The organism is Nocardia sp. NPDC051990, assembly GCF_040680755.1.
In the GTDB taxonomy this organism is placed as follows: Bacteria; Actinomycetota; Actinomycetes; order Mycobacteriales; family Mycobacteriaceae; genus Nocardia.
The window spans coordinates 62,369-81,761 of sequence record NZ_JBFAXH010000019.1 but is presented as its reverse complement, the minus strand read 5'-3'; the positions used below and the strand labels follow the sequence as shown (position 1 = coordinate 81,761).

The following is a 19,393-nucleotide window of genomic DNA, read 5'->3' as shown; positions in this document are numbered from 1 at the left end:
GATCTGCGAGGCAGGCACGATATCCACCTTGCGCGCTCCTACCAGAGGGTGCCGTGCAGCAGGCCTACGAATTGCTCGACCATCGGCTCGAGTTGATCGTGCGTTCCGACGAATCCCGCGTACATGCTCATCCCCCATATCACCGCGACCAGCATTTCGGTGACGGCTGTGATATCGATGTCCTGGCGGATGGTCGCGTCCGCCACGGCGGCTTCCAGAGACGATCGGATGAAGCTACGCACATAGTTGAGCTGTCCCTCGGCCCATCCACCGAACTCCGGGTTGCGAAGCGCATCGAACAGTGACGCTGCCAGAAACCGTACATAGGTGCGGTCCGCGGAATCCACCTGCATGGCGGTGCGCAGAAAGGTGGCTATCCTATCGGCGAGATCCGCTTGCGCCTCGGCGTCGGCGATGCCTGCCGTGAGAACGCTGCCCTTGTCCGCTTCGAACAGCGTCCGGTAGAGCTCGTCTTTGCCCCGGAAGTAGTGGTTGACATTCGTGCGCGTGACATCGGCACGCGCCGCGATATCTGTGAATGTCGCACGGTCGTAACCGACTTCACTGAACAGTTCACGCGCTGCCCGCAGAATGCGATCTCTGGTATTCGCTCCGTCGGATCCGGCAGGGCGCCCTCGACCTCGTCGAGGCTCTCCTGCCAGGTCAGTCACAACCGCGCTACCTCTCGTCCACCGACAGTGCGATCTCGTCGCCGACCGTCACCCCGCGCCCACCGAAACGGACAGCATCGGACCGAGTCTAACTCGATCTTTCTTGGGGTCCGTGAGCCAGTCTTCGCTTCGAATCGGGTGTTTCGGCTGTGGTCTGCCGCAAGGTGCAACGGCATGGCATCGGGACGTTCCGGTGCCGGTTCCACCTCCGGACCGGAATGGGTTCGGCAGGGCAGCCGTCGCGAGCCGAGCAGAAGCCGAGCCGACTCGTGCAATCAGCGGATCGGCGGGTATAGGGGTATCGTTGTCGTCCAATCACGTTGGGGAACAATGCACATCGAGTCTCTACGGGTAGCGCCGGAGGGCGCGGATCCGGCCGAGGCGCTCGTCGAGTATCCGGATTTCACCGGTCGCCGCCGCGGATCCGGCCCGGTCAGGAGAACCGATCGAATACGAAGTGATGCACCGATGCACCCCGTCCATGGCCTGATGTCCAGCAAGAACACCACCGAAGCCGTGATGCATAGTTCGCAGTGCGTCATAACCGTCTGGAGTCCCATTCTTGAGTACCTCCCGGTCCGGAGCCCCCACCGCGTCCTGCCCAGCCTTTCCCGACTCGCCCTTCGATTCCGACGGCCCACGGATGCCGCTGTTCGCGCCGGAGTTCGATGCTGATCCCCACGGCTACTACCATGAAATGCGCAAGCAGTACCCGTCTTTGATGCCGGTGGAACTGGCGCCCGACGTTCCCGCCACGTTGGTGATCGATTACAAGACCGCGGTGCGGATTCTCCACGATCCCGAGCACTTCTCCGCTGATCCGCGCACCTGGCAGCAGGGCATCGCCGCTGACTGCCCTGTCCTCCCGATGATGCAGTGGCGGCCGATGGCGACCAGGTCCGCCGGTGTGGACGCAGCGCGCTACCGGCAGGCTACGACCGAGAGCGTCGGTGAGGTCGATCTCTATGCTCTGCGTGCAACCGTTGAGCAGATTGCCATCTCGCTGATCAACTCCTTCTGCCGGGACGGCAGAGCCGATCTGATCAGCCAGTACACGTTCCCGCTGGTATTCGGAGTTCTCAATGTCCTGTTCGGTTGCCCACCGAAGATCGGGCAGCGGATGGCCGCCGGTATGGCTTCGATCGTCGAGGGGGTCGATGCCGACAACGGCAACAAGCTGATCAGTGAAGCAATGTTGGAGTTGGTGACCCTCAAACGGACCAAACCCGGCAAAGACATCACCTCGGCACTGCTACGGCATCCAGCCGAACTCGACGATCTCGAGATGGTCCACCAGTTGGCAAGCCAATACGGCGCGGGGATCGAGTTCGAACAGAACTTGATCGTCAACACTTTGCTGCGCATCCTCACCGACGACCGATTGGGCGGAAGCGTCCTCGGCGGGAGCCTGTCCACCCGCGAGGCCCTGGACGACGTCTTGTTCAACGACCCTCCGCTGGCGAACTATCTGCTCACCTACCCCCGTCAGCCGGTCCTCATCGAGGGCGTCTGGCTGCCGGCACATCAGCCGATCGTCATCAGCATCGCCGCCTGCAACAACGATCCCGCGGTCCGAAGCGATAATCGCACCGGCAATCGCTCGCATCTGGCGTTCGGCCTCGGCCCACGCACCTGCCCCGCGCAATCCATGGCGTACCTGATCGCACAAGACGCCATCGATCAGCTCCTCGACGCACTGCCCGATATCCGTCTGACCGAACCCCCGACCTGGCGGCCCGGTCCCTTCCATCGGTCACTGACGTCTCTGCCGGTCGAGTTCCCCCCTTCCGCTCCGCTGCACGTGTCCTGAGAGAGCGCGGTGAGCTTGCCCCACATGTGGTGTTGTTTCCGCGCTAGCGTGTCGTGAGGCCTGTCGCCAGTTTCTCGATGGCGTCGATTTCGCGGATGCCCGGATCGAGTTCCGAACCGGTCATGACGACGTAGCGTTTGCCCTGGACGGCGCGCATGCGGGCGGTGGCCGGGTTCGATTCGAGGAACTGCTTCTTGGTCTCGATGGCGTCGCCGTCGACGCGCTTGCGGCTGAGGTCGGCGAGGACGAGGACGTCGGGGTCGCTGGCGACGACTGCTTCCCAGCTGATCTCGGGCCAGTCCTCACGGGCGTCGGCGAAGACGTTGCGTGCCCCGAACTCGCGGGCATACAGGCCTGGCGCAGAGCAACATCCAGCCATGTAGGGCGTCTTGATGCCGGAGAACCAGAACGCCACCGTCGGCTCGCCAGGGCTGTCGGTGCGCGCCGTGACCGCCTGTAGTCGGCCCTTCAGCTGGTCGACCAGTTGGGCGCCGCGGTCCTGGACGTCGAAGACCCGCGCGAGTTCGGTGATCTCCTGGAACAGCGTGTCGATACGCAGTGATGCTGTGCGAGTGACGGTCTCGCCGTCGACGGTCGCTCCGGTGCACACCGACGGCGACTGGTAGGTCGGGATGCCGAGTTGGGCGAATCGGGACCGTTCGGCGACGACGGCGGGAGTGAAGGTGTGCGCGCTGGTCGAGGTGACGAGGTCGGGTTCGGTGTCGAGCACCGTTTCCAGTGCCGGGTCGTTGTCGGCGAGGCGGGGGACCTTCGCGTTGTCGGCTGCCAGAACGGGCAGGACCGGGTCGAACCAGGTCGAGGTGCCGACCATCCGGTCGGCCAGGCCCAGCGACAGCAGGATCTCGGTGGATGCCTGGTAAAGCGAGACGGCCCGTGTGGGGGCTTTGTCGAAGGTGACCCTGACGCCGCAGTTGTCGAGGGTGAGCGGGTAACTCGTGCGTCCGGGGGTGTCATGGGCCGAACCGTGGACGCCGGAGGTATCGGCGGGCGAGCCGCAGGCGATGGCTGCGGTGAGGAGGGTGCTGATCAGGCCGAACGCGGCCACTGTTCGCAACGATCGAGTCGTTGTCTTCATGATGCGCAACGCAATCAACCTCGGAGTCGCTCGAGACCGAACCGGACGGTGGGTGGACATCTGGCCAGGGCCGGGTTCGGAGTCGGCCTCGGCGACGGTGTGAGCGCGGCGGTGGCTCACTCACGGGTATCGGGCAGACCGGGACGGAACGACACGACGGGATATCCGTGATCGGGGTCGGTACCGATCTGGGCTCGCACCTGATACACCCGCTCAACCATCTCGGCGGTGATCACCTCGGCGGGCGGGCCGAAAGCGACGATGCGCCCCCGGTCCAGGATCAGCAGCCGGTCGCAGAACATCGCGGCCAGGTTGAGGTCGTGCAGCGCGATGTAGCAGGTCACCGGCAACGCGGTCACCAGGGCGAGGAGATCGAGCTGGTGTCGGATATCGAGGTGGTTCGTCGGTTCGTCCAGCAGTAGCTCACGCGGCTGCTGGGCCAGCGCCCGCGCGATCTGCGTGCGCTGGCGCTCACCACCGGAGAGCGTGTGCCAGCGATTCTGTGCCTTGTCGGTCATCGCGGTGTGCGCCAACGCTTTCCGCACAGCCTCGGCGTCGGCCTCGGCGTCCCCGCCGAACACCCCGCGATGGGGAATACGTCCCAGTGACACCACGTCCTCGACGGTGATGTCGACTTCGGTGTCCGCGTGCTGATCGACGACCGCTATCCGGCGCGCGATCCGGTTGCGGCGCCACCCGCTGATGTCGGCGCCGTCGAGCAGCACCCGACCGCTGTCGGGCCGGCCGATACCGCTGAGCAAACGCAGCAGCGAGGATTTGCCCGACCCGTTGGGGCCGAGCACGCCGATGGTCTCGCCCGTGTCGGGCTCGACGGTGACGTCGTCCAGTACCAGGTTCCCGCCCCGGGTCCAGCTCAGGTCCTCCGCGCGCAGGGTCATGCCATCGCTCGATTCCGGAGAAGCAGCGTGATGAACGCCGGAACACCGATCAGCGCGGTCGCGACCCCGACAGGAATTTCGGTGGGCGCGAACACGGTTCGCGCGGCGACGTCGACCCAGACCGTGAAGATCGCGCCTGCCAGCACCGTCACCGTGAGCAACCGGCTGTGTCGCGGCCCAACGACGAGACGTGCCGCATGTGGCAGCACCAACCCGACGAATCCGATCGCACCAGCCGCGCTCACCAGCGCGGCGGTGATCAACGCGGTGACCGCGAGCAACAGCGCCCGCGCCGCCCGTACCGGGATGCCCAGCGCCGCCGCGGAGGACGCGCCGAAAGTGAATGCGTCCAGCGCCGCGGCGCGGCTCAGGCAGATCGCGAGGCCCGCACCGGTGATCGACCCACACACGACAACGTCGGACCAGTCCGCGCCCGAGAGCGAACCGAGCAACCAGAACAGCACGCCCCGGGTCTGTTCGGCGTCGGCGCTGGACACCACGATGAACGAGGTGAGCGCGGAGAACAGCTGCGTCGCCGCGACACCGGCCAGGACGATGCGGGCGGCGCCGCCACCGACAGCGGCCGCGAGGACCAGCACCAGCGCAAACGCGGCGATCGCCCCGACGAAAGCGCCCGCGGCCAGCGATATCGCTCCGCCGCCGATACCGAGGACTGCCACCAGCACCGCGCCGGTCGACGCGCCGGAGGAGATACCGAGCACGAACGGGTCGGCGAGCGGATTGCGCAGCACCGACTGCATGATCGCACCACACAGCGCCAGCCCGGCGCCACAGATCGCCGCGAGCAGGGTGCGGGGCAGCCGCAACTCCCACACGATGCCGTCTTTGATCCGGCTGACGTGCGCCTCACCGAATCCGAGATGTTCGCCCACGATCGCGTAGACCTCGCCCACCGACAGGTTGGCCGGGCCGATGGTCAGTGCGATCGCGATCGAGGCCACCAGCACCGCGAGCCCGGCCACCGACGTGGCGGCCACCGCCGGTCCGCTGCGCCGGGCGATGGTCCCGGTCAGCGGACCGGTCCCCACTGCGCGGGTGCCGCCGTCACCTTCTCCACCGATGACAGATAGTTCGGTACCCCGAGCTGGTCGAACCGATCGCGGTCGGCCACACCACCGGTACCCAACGTGTCGCCGAAAGAGGCAGAGACGAAATCGGGCTCGGCGTCGAGTACGACCTCGAGCGGCGGCTTGTTGTCGGCCAGTCGCGGCACCTTCGCATTGGCTTCGGCGAGGTCCGCGCGCACCGGGTCGGTCCGGGTCGCGGTGCCGACCATCCGATCGGCCAAGCCCAGCGACAGCAGAATCTCCGTCGAGCCCTGGTTGAGCGACATCGCCCGCTGCGGAGGAGCATCGACGGTGACCGCCCGCCCACAATTCTGGATCCTCAGGGGAAATCCGGCCCCGGACTCAGTGGCGGCGCCTGTGGTTTCGCCACGGTCGGCGCACCCGGTGAGGCTCACCATGCGGGTGAGCGCGAACAGGGCACCGAGGTGCCGGAATACCGAACGCATCGGGCATGAACTCCTTGATCAGGGCTCAGCCGCGGAGCCATGAAAACTGGTACCACGATCGCCGAGTAGTCGGGCTCCGACCCGAATCGAGCCGTTACCGTTGCGCGTCAGCCCCGGATTTACACCGGTGTTCCCTCGACGATCGCTGCGCAGATGCTACCGGGTGGCAGGAGGGGAGTTTCCAGATGGACTGTCAGATGCCCTCTGAGATCGTCGGAGTCATTGCCCGATCGCCAGTGGCCGTGGTGATCGCACGCACCATGCGGTCGCCCTCCCGTGGTGCGGTGAACGGGCAGGTGCCCGCGACCGTGCTGGAATTTTCAGGCATCTTTTCCGACTTCTCGCCGGTACCGGGGCGCCGCGCCTATTGACTCGTGCACTCGATTGCCGGGCTCAGATCATTGCCCGCAGTGGTCCCTGCGGTTCGACACCGAGTCCGCTCAGCGACGCGGCGTGGTAGACCGTGCCCGGGCTATGAATGGCTTGGTGAAGGCCAGCGTGCGCGTCACGCCAGTACCGTTGCAGGGGGCGGTTCATGCGCAAAGCCGCACCACCGCACCGCGGGTAGATGTCATCGATCCCGCGGACTGCCTGCCACGCAGCACGAACTTGGTTGCGCCGCCCCTCCGCTCGCCGCTCGAACGATACTTCCTTGCCGGCATCGACCAGGTCCCGGATTCGCTCCGCGTTGGTGACCAATCCTTCACGCGCCGAGTTGATTTGGGCGGCCGCGTCCCCCATGGCGTACATGGTGTAGGGGTCGTCTCTGACAGCGGTTCCTTGCGCATTGATGCGCTCCCGCTGATAGTTCATCGCCTCGGCGAGCAGTCTTTCGCAGATTCCTATCGTGGCGGCGGTGATGCCCAGCGGAGACATGCACGACCACGGCATCCGGTACAGGGTCTGGGACAACCCCGCCTCTCGAACCTGAGTGCCGTCGAGCAACCGGTCGTACTCCATGACTCGGTAGTCCGGAACGAAGGTGTCGTCGATGACGAGATCCTTTGAGCTGGTGCCCTTCAGGCCGACAACATCCCAGGAATCCTCGACGATCGAGTACTCGCTGCGGGGGATGATGACGTGCACATGGTTGGCAGGCCAACGATATTGCCATCCGCATCGCATTTCATCGCGCCCAGGAAGGCCCATCGGCAGTGATCGGTGCCCGATGAGAATCCCCAGCGACCGCTCATCCGGTAGCCACCCTCGACCGGGACCGCCCTACCGTTCGGCATGTACGGCGACGCTACCCAGGTGTTGTCGTCCTCACCCCAAACCTCCTGCTGCACACGTGGATCCGCCATCGCAAGCTGCCACGGATGCACTCCGACCACGCCGTGCACCCAGCCCGCCGGTGGGTTGAGCGCCGCGGTAGCCATCACGGTCTCGGCGAACTCGCGTACTCCGACTTCGAAGCCGCCGTGTGTCTTCGGCTGCAGCATCTTGATCGACCCCGCAGCCTTCATTATTTCGACGGACGAGTCGGTCAGGCGTCCCAGCCGATCCGCCTCCGGTCCACCCTTACGTAGGTCATCTTGATGCCGCATGATTCTCTCGAGAACCGATTCCGTCATCGCTTGCTCCAATGTTCGATAAGAATGGACGTGTTTCGAGCTCGACTACGGAACTAGCCCATAGCGGCCAAGGGGTCGGATCCCGACCAATCGTGTCCCAATAGCTGTCGGCGGTGATCTCTTTTCGCCGGCATGCTCTCTTCCTCTCCGTAGAACGTGGGAAACGCCCTTCGTGTGGGCTGTGAAAGAGAATGATGCTGACGGGGGATGCGGCTGCCTATAGTCGCTTCCGTTGATCGGAAAACATCTCGCGTGTCACTTCGTCATGATTCGGTCATTGGATTGACCGCCGCTGCCTTCGAGTTCGATCGTCGGAGGACGACGGTGAGAGCTCGAGTATGCCCAGTCGCTTCCGCCCCTGATCGGTGAATCGAATCGTCGGATCTCCCTGAAGTATTCGGATCGTTCGCACGAGATCGGGCTCGGCGCCATCGCCCCTCGTATCGGAGGCACCTGATGCGGACTGGTGTCTTCGCCGGATCTGCTTCGCGGTGGTCAATGAAATGCCCGCGGCGAGAGTGGCTTCCCGCGCTGACGCGGCGCGGTTGTCGCGCAGGAACTGCTCGGCACGAAGTCGCCGATCCGACGGATCGACTGGGTAGGTCAAGCCGTCGCGGCCGATCCGGCCATCCGTCGCCTGTGGGAACTCCGCGCCCGACCGTTGGCGAATAGACCCGATTGTCTTGTCGGACAGGCCGGTAACCTCGGCAAGTCAGTGGTTCGACCACTCGGGATAGTAAGACATCCCCGTCGAGCGGCCGCATTGCGACCGGCGAGTGACAGCGGTAGACCGTGGGCGCTGTTCATACACACTGCGACGACAAACGATTTATGCTGATTGCCCTCGAAGTACACCGCGTCGATGGTCTTCGCACTACGGCCTTGCGCGCACGCAAGCGGTGCACGCCGTCGATGACCGTCATCATCTGCCGATGGGTGACCGGAAAATCGCTGGTGTCGGCACCGCCTTCGTCGGTCTACTTGACGACCATGATCCCACTTGATACTCGGCTACTGTTCCCGCTCGAGCGGCAGGCACTGCTCGAGCTGCTGTGGTCGCTGGATTCCGCCGATTGGGCGAAGCCCACGGTGTGTCCGGGTTGGGCCGTGCAGGACGTGACCGCCCATATCCTCAACGACTACCTGCGGCGGATCTCCGGCAGCCGCGACCGGCACAACGGCGCTGTATTCGACGACGGCGAAACCCTGCCCGCCTACCTGGCACGCGTCAACGGCGAGTTCGTCCGCGCGATGCGTCAAACCAGCCCGCACCTGCTCATCGATCTGCTCGCCCACCTGGGGCCGCAGCTCGACCTCGTCTGGGCGGCAACCGATCTCACCGGTCCCGCTCACCTGCACGTGTCGTGGGCCGGCCCCGGCGCCAGCCCTGCCTGGCTCGACATCGCCCGCGACTACACCGAGTTCTGGGTCCACCAGCAGCAGATCCGGGACGCGGTGTCGCATGCTGGTGCCGACGAGGTGTCGTTGCTCCGGCCGGTCTTGGTCACGTTCTTGCACGCACTGCCGGTCACCCTGCGCGATCGGATACGCCCGCGCGGGACCGCGGTGCAGGTCGACATCACCGGCCCGGCCGGCGGGCGCTGGACGGTCGTATCCGATGGCTCAGGCTGGGATCTCACCGACGCGGACGCCGACGAACCGGCGGCGTCCGTTCGAATGGATCAGGACACGCTGTGGCGGTTGGCGACCCGCGGAATCACCGTCGACCAGGCCCGGCAGCGTTCCGAGCTGCGCGGCGACCGGGAACTCACCGAATCGGCGACAACGCTGCTGGCTGTGGTGGCCTGAACCGGGCACTGTCCAGTGGTACCACGACGCGTTCGCCGCAGCCTTCGACCAGGCCAGCGATGAGTTCGGTCGGGTCGAATTCGTCGGACGCCCAATGCCACTCGGTTGATATCGATGCCAGGCACCGGGCGTCCGCTATGCCGAATTCCGTGCGTATCGGCCACGGTGAAAAACGATTCGAAGACTGCGATGTGTGTGATTTAGCATCGCCCGGTGACGGATACGGTGAACCGGCAGTGGATTTTGCGACGGCGGCCCGAGGGGGCATTGCGGGATGGGGATTTCGAGCTCAGGAGTCTTCCGGTTCCGGTTCCGGGGCCGGAAGAAGCCTTGGTCAGGGTGCATCGGCTGGGTATTGATCCCACGCAGCGTGGTTGGCTCAACAATGCGGACAACTACATCGATGCGGTCCCGGTCGGCACGGTAATGCGGGGGAGCGGGGTGGGTCAGGTGGTGCGCTCGAACACTCCGAGCTATCCGGTGGGCAGCTGGGTCGCCGGTATGGTCGGCTGGCAGGATTATGCCGTGGCGTCCGAAGGTGGATTGTTCGGGCTGAACGTGGTGCCCGACCGTGTACCCCCCACGATGATGCTGAGCGTGTTCGGGGCGCCCGGCTTGACCGCGTACTTCGGCATGACGGATATCGGTCGGCCTGAGCCCGGCCAGACGGTGCTGGTGTCAGCTGCGGCCGGTGTGACCGGATCGATTGCGGGCCAGATAGCGAAAACCTTGGGCTGCACGGTTATCGGCATCGCAGGCGGTCCGGACAAATGCTCCTGGATCACTGATCGTGCGGGCCTGCATGCCGCGATCGATTACAAACACGATGACATAGACGCCTGTTTGACCCGCTTGGCCCCGGACGGTGTCGACGTCTTCTTCGATGGTGTCGGTGGCCGGGTTCTAGAGCATGGTCTGGCGCACCTGGCGCCCGGTGCTCGTGTTGTTCTGGCCGGTGCCATCTCTTCCGGGTATCAAGGTGCGGATCCACAGTGCGGGCCGCGGAACTACATGCAGCTGGCCATGCGCCGGGCACGCATGGAAGGGTTCATCTTTCTCGACTACCTCGGCCGTTTTCCGGAGGCGTTCGCGGCATTGCGCGACTGGCACGACCGGGGCGAACTCACCATCGCCGAAACCGTAAGCAGCGGCTTGGAATCCGCACCGAGTGCACTGCGCGCTGTCTTCGAGGGCGGCAATCTCGGAAAGCAGTTGGTCGACGTCGTGGAGTCCTGAAACCCACCGACCGGCCGTATGAAAGGTCAACCGGATGTCACGGTCTGACTGTCCGGACGGTGTGCCAGCGTTCGCGGGCTGTCTTCTCGGGGCAGGGTTTGCGGCTCCGGTCCCGCATTGGTGATTCGGTCGGGCGAGTACTCGACGCCGCGATCGCGCGGGGAGGCTTGCGGCCGGATACCGCACGACACCCGGGCCGGTGCCGACAGCCCGCAGAGGCTACGACCGAACCGGAAAGGCGTCATCCGAGGGTGGTATCGCGGTAGGGGCGACCAGCGCGTCGACGAGCGGGGCCAGTCGTCGTAGTTCCTCCAGATGGGTCGCGCTGAGCTGTGCGAGGACTTCCCGACCCGCCGCAGTCAGCGCGAGGCGGACGACTCGGCGGTCTTTGCCCTCCTCCCGATTGCGAGCGACGAGGCCGAGTTGCTCGGTGCGATCGATCAGTTGCACCACACTGTGGTGTCGGGTGCACAGATACTCGGCGATCTCTCCGATGCTGGGGCCAGCTGGATGGGAATGGCCTCGAATCGCGAGCAGCAGTTGATGCTGAGTGGCAGTGAGTCCCACATCGGCTGCCCGCCGTTCACTCCATTGCATAAAGCGGCGGAGCCCGGAGCGGAACGCCAGCAGCCTCGAATACTCCTCGTCACTGAGGTGATCAGCCACCGACATGGACTGATATATCATGTCGTGATATTATCACGCATGGCCGGGCGGTCGGGGCTGTAGGCCGTCTCCGCTCGACAGTCTCTATTTACGCACTGTGTCCGAAGGTGGTGAAGGACATGACCAGTGAGGCCATGAGCATGAGCCGGCATCCCGACATCATGGAGTTGCGGGCCAAGCATGAAAAATATGAGCTCGCCTCGGAAGCGCCGGCCGCCCAAGCGGTCGCCGGCCTGATGTTCCTGACTGGGCTCTATATCGCGATCTCGCCCTGGGTTGTCGGATTCAACGGGTTCGCGACCTTGACAGCGAACAACCTCATCGTCGGGATCGCCCTGGCGATGCTGGCTCTCGGATTCGCATCGGTGTACGGCCGCACCCACGGCATCGTTTGGGCTGCTCCGCTGATCGGTGTGTGGACGATCATCGCTCCCTGGGTCGTTAGCGGCAATGTCGCCACCGCATCGACGATCTGGAGCAACGTAGTCGCTGGCGCGGTCGCGGTACTGCTCGGTCTGGGCTCGATGTTCCTCGGGATGAGCCCAACCAGCCGACTGCCAGGCCGGGCGCCGACTGGCGCGGGGCAAAGGCAAAGCTAGCTAGTGCCGCCCGTGTGCGCCTGAGACTCCCGCAGGTGAGCGTGGGGTAAAGGCAACCTGGATGCCGCGCAGGACGCGGTGTTGCGCGCGCTGACCGAGTATCGGATTCTGCCTGATCTCGTCGTCGGCGCGCTCAATGCGACCCACTCCGCAGCCTGGCCCACTCCCGCCGGCACTGTGCAAAGTTGGCGAGGCTGTGGCTGTCGGTGGGACGTTATGACGTCTGCTCGCGCGGCGCCACGTGGCGTGCACGTGTGTGTCCGATTCCAGATTGGCATGCTGCTGACACAACGCTCAGCCACGAAAACGCCACTGCGCTGAGACGCCGACGAAGTCGCTCCCGGTTTTTCCTGCTACTTGCCGTCGCCGCCCTCGACCGCGATCGCGATGGCGATGCACGGGTACAACTGTTGAACGAGCAGCGGATGAAAGCCTCGATCGCGCACAACCTGCACCGTGCTCGGCTGCATATCCTCCCGGCGTTGTGTCCGGTCGAGCTGTTGCCGATCGACTTCGCGCAAACCGCTGACCTGATCGAACGCGCCACCGAGTCAACGCTGCACTGGCTCGACCACCGGACGCCCAAACCGGGCATTGCCCGAGCACTCGGTGACTACCATCCCGCCGACCACCGACCGAGCCGGACCTAACCGGACCGAGTGTCAGCGGTGCCTTGCTCTCCGGCCTGACCCCGCGACGCTGCCTGCTCGACTCGCCCGGGGTCGGATTCCTCGGCTGCGTTATCGGCAGCCTGATCAGCCGTGAAAAGTCATCGCCGTCGACGGAGGTCTGACTGCATGAACACCAGCAGACCCCAACCGCGCCGGGTGTCAATCCCCTCGAGGCTGGATGGTTGGGGTCGATCGCGGCGACAACGCGGCGGTGGTCAGCCGGTCGATCGGGGTGAGGTCCGGGAAAGCCGCGCGGATCTCCTTGAAGATCCTCGCCGGAGCGACAGGCGATCACCGAAGTCATGGCACGGCGGGGCGGAGCGGCGTCGTTCTACGATTTCGTACTCGATCAGGTTGCCGCCGGCGTGGCAAAGGCACCCGAATATCTGTCCTGACCCCGATCCAGGCCATACGACGAAGGCCGCCGCTCGGCCGAGAGAATCGAGTCGACTTCCCGTTGTGGTGGAGGAAAACCCCGCAGGGGCAGCAGGCCGGAGGGCCGGATAGTCAGAACGATCGGGCTATAACGAAAGCCGTTGCTATGCAACAGCTTTCGTTTCGAACTGTGTCCGGAGGAGGATACGAACACGTTCATCTGCCCGCGTAATGAGGAAGGACCGACGTGGACCGCATCGACGCCCGATTGGCGATTCTTCGGGTATGCCTCGGCCTGACCATGGCCGCACACGGCTACGGAAAGTTGTTCCGGGACGGGCAATTCCCGGAACCGGGCGCTGGTTCGAGAGTATCGGTATGCGTCCGGGACTCGCATGCGCCTGGCTCGCCGCGTGAGACGTCGGCGCTCTTGCGGTGCAGGGGCGGGAAGAGCCGATCATGGCCTTCAGACAACTATTCGGCGATCACGACTGCTTCGGCGACTGGAGCGGTGATCCACCTGTTTGGTGGGAGGTTGGGGTCGTGTTTTTCCTTGGTGGATTTGATCGCTGGTGTGCCGTAGTGGTCGACGATGGAACTTCGGGTGATCTCGTGGAAATGCGAGTGTCCATTGGCGTCTCCCTTGGTGAAGATCATCTTCGTCCGGGTCACCATCAGCGTGGAAGTAGGTGTGTTCGCTGGCCTCGTCTGCGCCGAATTGCACAGCCGATCGCCGCTCCGCATGTTTTCCGGCGCCGCGAGCGGGTCAGGAAGACAAGGTCTCGATCACCGGCAGCCATGACACGGCGTTGGGCTTGAAGGACTGGTGCACCGGTACCAGCGCGCTGTGATCGTCGAGGGCCATCATCGTGATGCCGATGTCGTTGCTGCCGTCGTCGATCGCGGCCACCGTGGAGCCGCACTCGGGGCAGAATCCACGCTTGGTTGTCGGGAAGGTGTGGTACCACGTGGGTTCGCCGCGCTCACCGGTCCATGTGAACTTTTCGGCGGGGAAGCCGACCCAAGCCATGACCGGGGTGCCTCCCAGGCGCTGGCAATGCGGGCACGAGCACAGGTGGGGCCAGTCAGCCTCCGCGTCGGCCCGGAAGCGAATCGCCCCGCACAGACAACCACCCTCGTACATCGGATTTCCCCTTTCGCTCAAATATCTTTGACACCATAGGAATTCGACATGTGTGCAGCGAGCCGTGACCTGGCCATTCAGTCACGCTACATCCCGCAGTCGTCCAATAGGATCGACCATGGGACCGACAAATTTGTCGGATCGGTCAGCGCCGCAACCTTTCTGACACCCAAATTTTCCGACTCGGCAGGACGGCGACAGAGGGCCGACGCTGCTGGAAAGCGGAGACTTCGTGCTGGGACAGCCGGGCAGCTCCGTGAGGAACGCCCGATAGCGCTGGACCGCTCCGGCAGCCGGTCCCGTCCAGGGTTCTACAACATACCGCGTCCAGATCGAATTCACCGCTGACTAGAGGTGCGGCCAGGCAGATCACCCGCCGTGCCCGTGCCTGCAGGTACTCGAGGATCGCTCCTCGAGAGCTTCGCGAGAATTCCTCGATGCCTGTTGTGTCATCCCCGCTTCGGGTTTTGATCTAGTTCTGGACGTTGGATGCTTCCACGGACTAAACGATAAGCAGCGCGAAGCATATGGGCGGAAGATCACTGCAGTTACCAACCCGGCTTCGATTATCCTCGTTCTCGCCTTTACTAGCCAATTAAATAGAGTTGCCCGCGAGGAGTTTCCGAAGCGGATCTGGAGCGGAACTTCAGCGGATGGTGCATCGACCAGGTCAGGTCGGCGCTGGATACGTCAGAATTCCGAACGACTATGGATCCAGCGAAGCTGTCGAGAATCTGGGCAGATGCTCGACCGAAATGGTTTCAGCTACGACGGGACCAATCGGCCAATGTCTGGCAATAGACGTCGACTCCGCCGACGTGACGCGCCATAGCAGTGCGGTAGAATGGGGCAAATCGGATAAGGACAGGGGTAGACGATTCGCATGGGCGCTAAACGTAAAAAAGATAACCTGATGGCACTAGCTGTGTTGTCGGTCTTAATGCAGCGCCCGATGCATCCTTACGAGATGGCGCTGAGAATGCGATCGCAAGGCAAAGAACACGATATGGAGATCAAATGGGGCTCTCTCTATGTCGTGGTGCAGAACCTTGCAAAGAATGGGCATATCGAGCCCGTCGAGACGATCCATGAAGGCCGGCGCCCAGCGCGCACTGTGTACTGTATTACCGATGCTGGCAAGCAAAGGATGGTGGAATGGACCAGAGAACTGCTGTCCGTACATCATGTCGAACACTCTCGGTTCGCGGCGGGAATTGGGATGATGACCGCTCTTCATCCGAACGAAGTTGTCGAGCTTTTGCGTCAGCGATTGGAATCGGTCAATAAGTTCGTCGGCGTGCAAAAAGAGGAGTTGGCGAGATATCTCAGTGAAATTCCGAAGGTGCTCCTTGCGGAAGTCGAATACCGGATTGCAATGGCCGAGGCGGAATCTGCTTGGATGGGTCGGCTGATCGAGGAACTCGCGGCTGGGAACTACCCGGATCTGGAGATGTGGAGCAAGTCGAATGAGGCTGGAGCCATACCCCAGGAGCTGCTCGACTTGGCTGAAAGAAGCGCCGCGCGGGCATCGGAGAACTAGTCATGGGGGGTGAGGCGGACTTCCGCATCAGCGGCTGATGCGTCACCCATTTGCGTCGACTTTCAAGTGATTTTTCAACGCCGTCGAATCCGTCGACAATCATGCGGCTTTCGTACTCGCGAATCGCACACATCAATTCGATGCCATCCCGTTCGACGGCAATCAGGTTGCGACAGAGCAGTTCTGCGTCGCGAAGGCCCGCATTGGCACCAGAGCCGTGCCCGGGAGCCATGGTGTGAATGGCATCACCCAAAAGTGTAACGTTGCTTGTATGTTAATTGGGAAGGAGGTGCGAGGGTCTGTTCCACAGAAGATTTTACGCATAGGCCATGCGGGAATCGGTCTGGCGGTTCGTGCAGAGCCGGGATGCGGCGAGCGGCACCACCGGATGCCCGAAAGGCGTCATGCTCGACCACGCCAACACCCGCGGCGGGGAGAGCATCTACCCCAAAGAAATCGAATCGGTCGTCTATCAGCTCCCGCAGCGACGTCGAGCCGGCACTGCTGGCGTGTGAGCGCTTCGGTGCCGCCGTGCTCGCCCCAGCCGACCAATCTCCCAATGTGCCACCGTCACAGGGTCGGCTCTGAAACTCGCTGTGATTCCCCTCGGTGAGTCCGGAGACCTTATCGGTTTGACGGGCAAGCATCCGATGAAATTGTCTAGGGAACTGCTACGTCCGCGGCCCCGAAGGCATCATCATCGGGCTGGTCGAGGAGCTCCACTGAACGACACTCCTCGCCGCAACGCTCCCGATCAAGCGCCGAACGATCTCGGCTGCACCGATGAATTTTGTGTGGATCCGTCGTCGATACCGCTGGATACACCGACAGCGGTGGGCCTGTGCTGGGACCGTTCCAGCGCGGGAAGAAACGCACGGAGGCAATGATGAGCGTCGACGACCTCGCGCAGGAGCAAACGATCCGGACAGGTAAGCAGAGGGCGCAGTGAGCGGTGCCAGGGTGTTGGTGGCGGGGGCGAGTATCGCGGGGCCCGCGCTGGCCCACTGGTTGCGCCGGCGGGGGGCCGAGGTGACCGTGGTGGAGCGGGCGCCTGAGCTGCGTCCCGGTGGGCAGGCGGTGGACGCGCGCGGAGTGACCAAGGAGGTCATCCGGCGGATGGGGCTGGACCTGGCGGTGCGCGCGGCCTGCACCCAGACCATCGGCGCGCACACCGTGGACGCGGACGGCAACGTGCTGGAGACCTTCCGCGTGGACGACGACGGCGGCGACGGGTTCATCTCGGAGATCGAGATCCTGCGTGGGGACCTGTCCCGGGTGCTCCACGACGACACCCGCGACGGTGTCGAATACATTTTCGGCGACCGGATCGCCGAGCTCACCCAGGACGCCGACGGTGTCGACGTGGTCTTCGCGGGCGGCGACCGGCGGCGCTTCGATCTGGTGATCGGAGCGGACGGGCTGCACTCGGCGCTGCGCACAATGGTCTTCGGGCCGCATGAGCGGTTCGTCCGCCATCTCGGGCACGTGCTGGCCTTCTACAGTGTGCCCAACGAGTTCGGGCTGGACCGCTGGCTGATCGACTACCAGGAGTCCGGGCGCTCCGCCGGGCTGCGGCCCATCCAGGACGCCACCCGGGCGATGGCCATGTTCTCCTTCCCCTCGGCCGACCTCGACGTCGACTACCGCGACGTCGCGGCCCAGAAGCGCCTGCTGCGCGAGCGGATGGCCGGCATGGGCTGGTTGACCCCGCGCATCCTCGCGCACCTGGATGACACCCCGGACTTCTACCTTGACCAAGTCGCCCAGGTGGTGATGGACCGCTGGTCGAGCGGACGGGTGGGGCTACTCGGGGACGCGGCGTTCAGCTCGTCACCGATGTCTGGGCAGGGCACCGGGCTGGCCTTGGTCGGCGCCTACCTGCTGGCCGGAGAGCTGGCCGCCGCCGGGTGGGACCCGGAGGCCGGATTCGCCGGCTACGAGGGACGGATGCGCTCGTTCGTCGAGGCCAACCAGGAGATCGGCCGCATGCATGCGCGCAGCCGCGACGTCCCCGGGCCGGACACCGAGTCGAGCACCGAGCCCGCTGTCGAGTGGCTGCACGAGCTGGTCGAGCGCGCGCTCAACGGCATCGAGCTGCCCGACTACGAAGAGGTGGCCGACTCCGGGGCCCCGGCCGTACCGCCGACCACCTCGTCGGCCAAGTCCTAGGCGTCACATAACGTGTCGAGAGGGACCACGCTTCGGTAGGACACGCCAACATGGGCAACTGACAAACGCCTGGTCATCGTGGGTAGGCAACCCGTCTGAGGGATCGCGTGCCCTGGGGAGTTGGTCAACCGGTCCTATTGACGCGGTCAGGTTGCGTTTCCCGCGTACTGCTGTTCATGCTGATCGGCGAGTTCGACCGATAACCTCTAGTCGGACTTGGCTTCTGCGCTTCTACGAGCGGTAGGTCCCGATGGTTCGGGCAACCATTGCGGCGAGATCCTCGACCTGGGGGCGCTTTTGCCGGGTCCTCGCCGGTCAGCATTTCGGCGTCAGCGTCGACGTAGACGAGACTGGTCGCGCACTCGTTGCCGCTGCCACGGCTGGCTGCTCACACCGCGGTCGGTCGCCGTGGCATCGGGCTGGGGGACCATCTCGCAAATCCACAGTCCCCTTGCTCCGCCTACTGCTCGGTGATCTCGAGTTGCCGGGTTCGCTTGATGTCCTGGAACGATTCGTAGTCGCCGGCGCGGCCCAATGTCTTCAGCAGGGCCTTCAGCTTCTCGGCACTGAGTGTGGGCACGAGGCACTGCTCGAACAGCGCCGGCTCTCTGGCCTGGACCATGTCGGGATTGATGCGGCGGCTCTTGATGGCCGTTTCCCAGGTTGCGACTCCGTCGATACCGGCATGGGTGCCGATGGCGAGTTTGAGTTCGGTCTCCACCCGCGCCCGCTCCGCCGCAGCCTGTTCGTGCTCCCGCTTCAGCCGCTGCTCCTCGTCGTACAGCTTGATCCACTGATTTCGAAGCTGCTCGGCGGCTTGGTCGCGTGGCAGCAAGGTGGGTTCGGGTTCGATGGCTTCGAGTTGTTCGATCTTCCGCAGTTTGGGCAGTTCCTCGGCGAGCCAGACCCGGCACCGCGCGAACAACTGGGCAGCCTCACCCACGGTAAGGCGGTAGATCTCCGATCCGCCCTCCTCACCGCGCCGATCGGCCCAGGTGTCCTTGACGTACTTCTCGAGCGCCTTGTACTCATCGGTCTCGATGGCGTCGAACAGCACCAACGGATGAATACAGTTGGTCTGCAACGTCGATTTACGCTTCTCTGGCGTCGCGGTCGTCTGACCGATCTTGAACAAGTCCTCAGTGCCGTGACGGAAGCCGTAGACATACCCCATGAGTGATCCCCTGTTGTCTGAAATGTGTTCTCGCCCAGCCGAGAACACGACACCTTCCCATCTTTGCAGTAGCCACTGACATGTATCGGGATCCGCTGCGAAACGGGGACGTAGCAGCCGCGGCGCTGCTCGATGAGTCGGCGATACCGCCGCCGGAGTTGTTTCTCACGATCGCCGTGCGCGAGGCCGAGCTGGACGAGATCCTAGCCGCCGTCGAGCGGACCCCGAGCCTGGCCCACGAACGCCGCCACAACGCCGCAGCGACCCGCGTACGCACGCGAGCTCGCCGCTAGCGTTCCTCGGGAGGTGAACTAGCGGTACCGGAGCCGCCTCGGCACTGCGGACGGTCCGGTGCGAATAATGTTGGTGGACAACGACCCACGGGATCGTGCAGTCCGGGCACAGCCCGGACTGCACGATCCGGAG

Annotated in this window: 18 protein-coding genes, 4 pseudogenes and 1 riboswitch; of the genes and pseudogenes, 10 read left to right on the top strand and 12 right to left on the bottom strand. The window is 64.2% G+C overall.

The annotated features are described in order from the left end of the window. Nucleotides 1–38 precede the first annotated feature (38 nt). Nucleotides 39–671: a TetR/AcrR family transcriptional regulator gene (locus tag AB0L63_RS27195; RefSeq protein WP_364506083.1), complete on the bottom strand. Its 633-nt coding sequence runs from the start codon at nucleotides 669–671 to the stop codon at nucleotides 39–41. Nucleotides 672–1,233: 562 nt separating this feature from the next. Between AB0L63_RS27195 and AB0L63_RS27190 the strand changes: the two genes are divergently transcribed. Next, nucleotides 1,234–2,481: a cytochrome P450 gene (locus AB0L63_RS27190; RefSeq protein WP_364506081.1), complete on the top strand. Its 1,248-nt coding sequence runs from the start codon at nucleotides 1,234–1,236 to the stop codon at nucleotides 2,479–2,481. Between the two features lie 43 nt (nucleotides 2,482–2,524). Here the strand turns inward: AB0L63_RS27190 and AB0L63_RS27185 are convergent, their stop codons facing one another. The 6 genes and pseudogenes from AB0L63_RS27185 to AB0L63_RS27160 all read right to left on the bottom strand — a co-directional run bounded on the left by AB0L63_RS27185 (nucleotide 2,525) and on the right by AB0L63_RS27160 (nucleotide 7,584). Continuing rightward, nucleotides 2,525–3,577: an ABC transporter substrate-binding protein gene (locus AB0L63_RS27185; RefSeq protein WP_364506078.1), complete on the bottom strand. Its 1,053-nt coding sequence runs from the start codon at nucleotides 3,575–3,577 to the stop codon at nucleotides 2,525–2,527. 116 nt (nucleotides 3,578–3,693) lie between these two features. Beyond that, nucleotides 3,694–4,476: an ABC transporter ATP-binding protein gene (locus AB0L63_RS27180; RefSeq protein WP_364506076.1), complete on the bottom strand. Its 783-nt coding sequence runs from the start codon at nucleotides 4,474–4,476 to the stop codon at nucleotides 3,694–3,696. Next, nucleotides 4,473–5,474: an iron chelate uptake ABC transporter family permease subunit gene (locus AB0L63_RS27175; RefSeq protein WP_364506232.1), complete on the bottom strand. Its 1,002-nt coding sequence runs from the start codon at nucleotides 5,472–5,474 to the stop codon at nucleotides 4,473–4,475. Before AB0L63_RS27175 ends, AB0L63_RS27180 begins: the two co-directional genes overlap by 4 nt. An 83-nt stretch (nucleotides 5,475–5,557) precedes the next feature. Continuing rightward, nucleotides 5,558–6,010 (bottom strand): annotated as a pseudogene (locus AB0L63_RS27170) (ABC transporter substrate-binding protein); the annotation flags it as partial. 41 nt (nucleotides 6,011–6,051) lie between these two features. Further along, a riboswitch (cobalamin riboswitch) is annotated at nucleotides 6,052–6,169 on the bottom strand. 34 nt (nucleotides 6,170–6,203) lie between these two features. Beyond that, complete coding sequence (locus AB0L63_RS27165) at nucleotides 6,204–6,338, bottom strand: hypothetical protein (protein ID WP_364506073.1); 135 nt, start codon at nucleotides 6,336–6,338, stop codon at nucleotides 6,204–6,206. 65 nt (nucleotides 6,339–6,403) lie between these two features. Next, nucleotides 6,404–7,584: pseudogene (locus AB0L63_RS27160) on the bottom strand (acyl-CoA dehydrogenase family protein). An 831-nt stretch (nucleotides 7,585–8,415) separates the two neighbouring features. Between AB0L63_RS27160 and AB0L63_RS27155 the strand changes: the two are divergent. Next, nucleotides 8,416–9,393 carry a maleylpyruvate isomerase family mycothiol-dependent enzyme gene (locus tag AB0L63_RS27155; protein ID WP_364506070.1) on the top strand — a complete coding sequence of 326 codons (978 nt, stop codon included), beginning with the start codon at nucleotides 8,416–8,418 and terminating at the stop codon, nucleotides 9,391–9,393. 213 nt (nucleotides 9,394–9,606) lie between these two features. After that, a complete protein-coding gene (locus AB0L63_RS27150; RefSeq protein WP_364506068.1) occupies nucleotides 9,607–10,629 on the top strand; it encodes an NADP-dependent oxidoreductase in 1,023 nt (340 codons plus the stop codon). Between the two features lie 219 nt (nucleotides 10,630–10,848). Here the strand turns inward: AB0L63_RS27150 and AB0L63_RS27145 are convergent, their stop codons facing one another. After that, nucleotides 10,849–11,316, bottom strand: coding sequence for a MarR family transcriptional regulator (locus AB0L63_RS27145; RefSeq protein ID WP_364506065.1), 468 nt, complete (start codon nucleotides 11,314–11,316; stop codon nucleotides 10,849–10,851). Between the two features lie 86 nt (nucleotides 11,317–11,402). Between AB0L63_RS27145 and AB0L63_RS27140 the strand changes: the two genes are divergently transcribed. The 3 genes and pseudogenes from AB0L63_RS27140 to AB0L63_RS27130 form a co-directional block, all read left to right on the top strand. Then, the gene (locus AB0L63_RS27140) at nucleotides 11,403–11,894 is read left to right on the top strand and encodes an SPW repeat protein (protein ID WP_364506063.1); all 492 of its coding nucleotides are present in this window, start codon (nucleotides 11,403–11,405) and stop codon (nucleotides 11,892–11,894) included. A 425-nt stretch (nucleotides 11,895–12,319) separates the two neighbouring features. After that, on the top strand, nucleotides 12,320–12,544 hold the full coding sequence (locus AB0L63_RS27135; protein WP_364506060.1) for a hypothetical protein: 225 nt from the start codon (nucleotides 12,320–12,322) through the stop codon (nucleotides 12,542–12,544). 697 nt (nucleotides 12,545–13,241) lie between these two features. Then, nucleotides 13,242–13,354, top strand: a pseudogene (locus AB0L63_RS27130) (DoxX family protein); the annotation flags it as partial. Nucleotides 13,355–13,414: 60 nt separating this feature from the next. On the opposite strand, the gene AB0L63_RS27125 reads toward AB0L63_RS27130, so the two are convergent. Beyond that, on the bottom strand, nucleotides 13,415–13,612 hold the full coding sequence (locus AB0L63_RS27125; protein WP_364506057.1) for a hypothetical protein: 198 nt from the start codon (nucleotides 13,610–13,612) through the stop codon (nucleotides 13,415–13,417). Between the two features lie 94 nt (nucleotides 13,613–13,706). Then, the gene (locus AB0L63_RS27120; protein ID WP_364506054.1) at nucleotides 13,707–14,084 is read right to left on the bottom strand and encodes a GFA family protein; all 378 of its coding nucleotides are present in this window, start codon (nucleotides 14,082–14,084) and stop codon (nucleotides 13,707–13,709) included. Nucleotides 14,085–14,967: 883 nt separating this feature from the next. On the opposite strand from AB0L63_RS27120, the gene AB0L63_RS27115 reads away from it, so the two are divergent. Beyond that, entirely contained in the window at nucleotides 14,968–15,624 is a 657-nt protein-coding gene (locus AB0L63_RS27115) for a PadR family transcriptional regulator (RefSeq protein ID WP_364506050.1), read from the top strand. Nucleotides 15,625–15,784: 160 nt separating this feature from the next. Here AB0L63_RS27115 and AB0L63_RS27110 read toward each other — a convergent pair. Continuing rightward, nucleotides 15,785–15,877: pseudogene (locus AB0L63_RS27110) on the bottom strand (FAD-dependent monooxygenase); the annotation flags it as partial. Between the two features lie 76 nt (nucleotides 15,878–15,953). On the opposite strand from AB0L63_RS27110, the gene AB0L63_RS27105 reads away from it, so the two are divergent. Further along, on the top strand, nucleotides 15,954–16,139 hold the full coding sequence (locus AB0L63_RS27105) for a hypothetical protein (RefSeq protein WP_364506046.1): 186 nt from the start codon (nucleotides 15,954–15,956) through the stop codon (nucleotides 16,137–16,139). Nucleotides 16,140–16,569: 430 nt separating this feature from the next. Then, entirely contained in the window at nucleotides 16,570–17,793 is a 1,224-nt protein-coding gene (locus AB0L63_RS27100; RefSeq protein WP_364506044.1) for an FAD-dependent monooxygenase, read from the top strand. Between the two features lie 460 nt (nucleotides 17,794–18,253). Here the strand turns inward: AB0L63_RS27100 and AB0L63_RS27095 are convergent, their stop codons facing one another. After that, nucleotides 18,254–18,967, bottom strand: coding sequence for a GIY-YIG nuclease family protein (locus tag AB0L63_RS27095; RefSeq protein WP_364506041.1), 714 nt, complete (start codon nucleotides 18,965–18,967; stop codon nucleotides 18,254–18,256). Nucleotides 18,968–19,047: 80 nt separating this feature from the next. On the opposite strand from AB0L63_RS27095, the gene AB0L63_RS27090 reads away from it, so the two are divergent. Further along, nucleotides 19,048–19,260, top strand: coding sequence for a hypothetical protein (locus AB0L63_RS27090; RefSeq protein WP_364506038.1), 213 nt, complete (start codon nucleotides 19,048–19,050; stop codon nucleotides 19,258–19,260). Nucleotides 19,261–19,393: the final 133 nt, after the last annotated feature.

Excerpts from the sequence above, each read along its gene's own strand:
- AB0L63_RS27185 (WP_364506078.1), bottom strand. The coding sequence starts at position 3,577 with ATGAAGACAACGACTCGATCGTTGCGAACAGTGGCCGCGTTCGGCCTG.
- AB0L63_RS27180 (WP_364506076.1), bottom strand. The coding sequence starts at position 4,476 with ATGACCCTGCGCGCGGAGGACCTGAGCTGGACCCGGGGCGGGAACCTG.
- AB0L63_RS27165 (WP_364506073.1), bottom strand. The coding sequence starts at position 6,338 with ATGCCTGAAAATTCCAGCACGGTCGCGGGCACCTGCCCGTTCACCGCA.
- AB0L63_RS27155 (WP_364506070.1), top strand. The coding sequence starts at position 8,416 with ATGCTGATTGCCCTCGAAGTACACCGCGTCGATGGTCTTCGCACTACG.
- AB0L63_RS27145 (WP_364506065.1), bottom strand. The coding sequence starts at position 11,316 with ATGATATATCAGTCCATGTCGGTGGCTGATCACCTCAGTGACGAGGAG.
- AB0L63_RS27135 (WP_364506060.1), top strand. The coding sequence starts at position 12,320 with ATGAAAGCCTCGATCGCGCACAACCTGCACCGTGCTCGGCTGCATATC.
- AB0L63_RS27120 (WP_364506054.1), bottom strand. The coding sequence starts at position 14,084 with ATGTACGAGGGTGGTTGTCTGTGCGGGGCGATTCGCTTCCGGGCCGAC.
- AB0L63_RS27115 (WP_364506050.1), top strand. The coding sequence starts at position 14,968 with ATGGGCGCTAAACGTAAAAAAGATAACCTGATGGCACTAGCTGTGTTG.
- AB0L63_RS27105 (WP_364506046.1), top strand. The coding sequence starts at position 15,954 with ATGCGGGAATCGGTCTGGCGGTTCGTGCAGAGCCGGGATGCGGCGAGC.
- AB0L63_RS27095 (WP_364506041.1), bottom strand. The coding sequence starts at position 18,967 with ATGGGGTATGTCTACGGCTTCCGTCACGGCACTGAGGACTTGTTCAAG.
- AB0L63_RS27090 (WP_364506038.1), top strand. The coding sequence starts at position 19,048 with ATGTATCGGGATCCGCTGCGAAACGGGGACGTAGCAGCCGCGGCGCTG.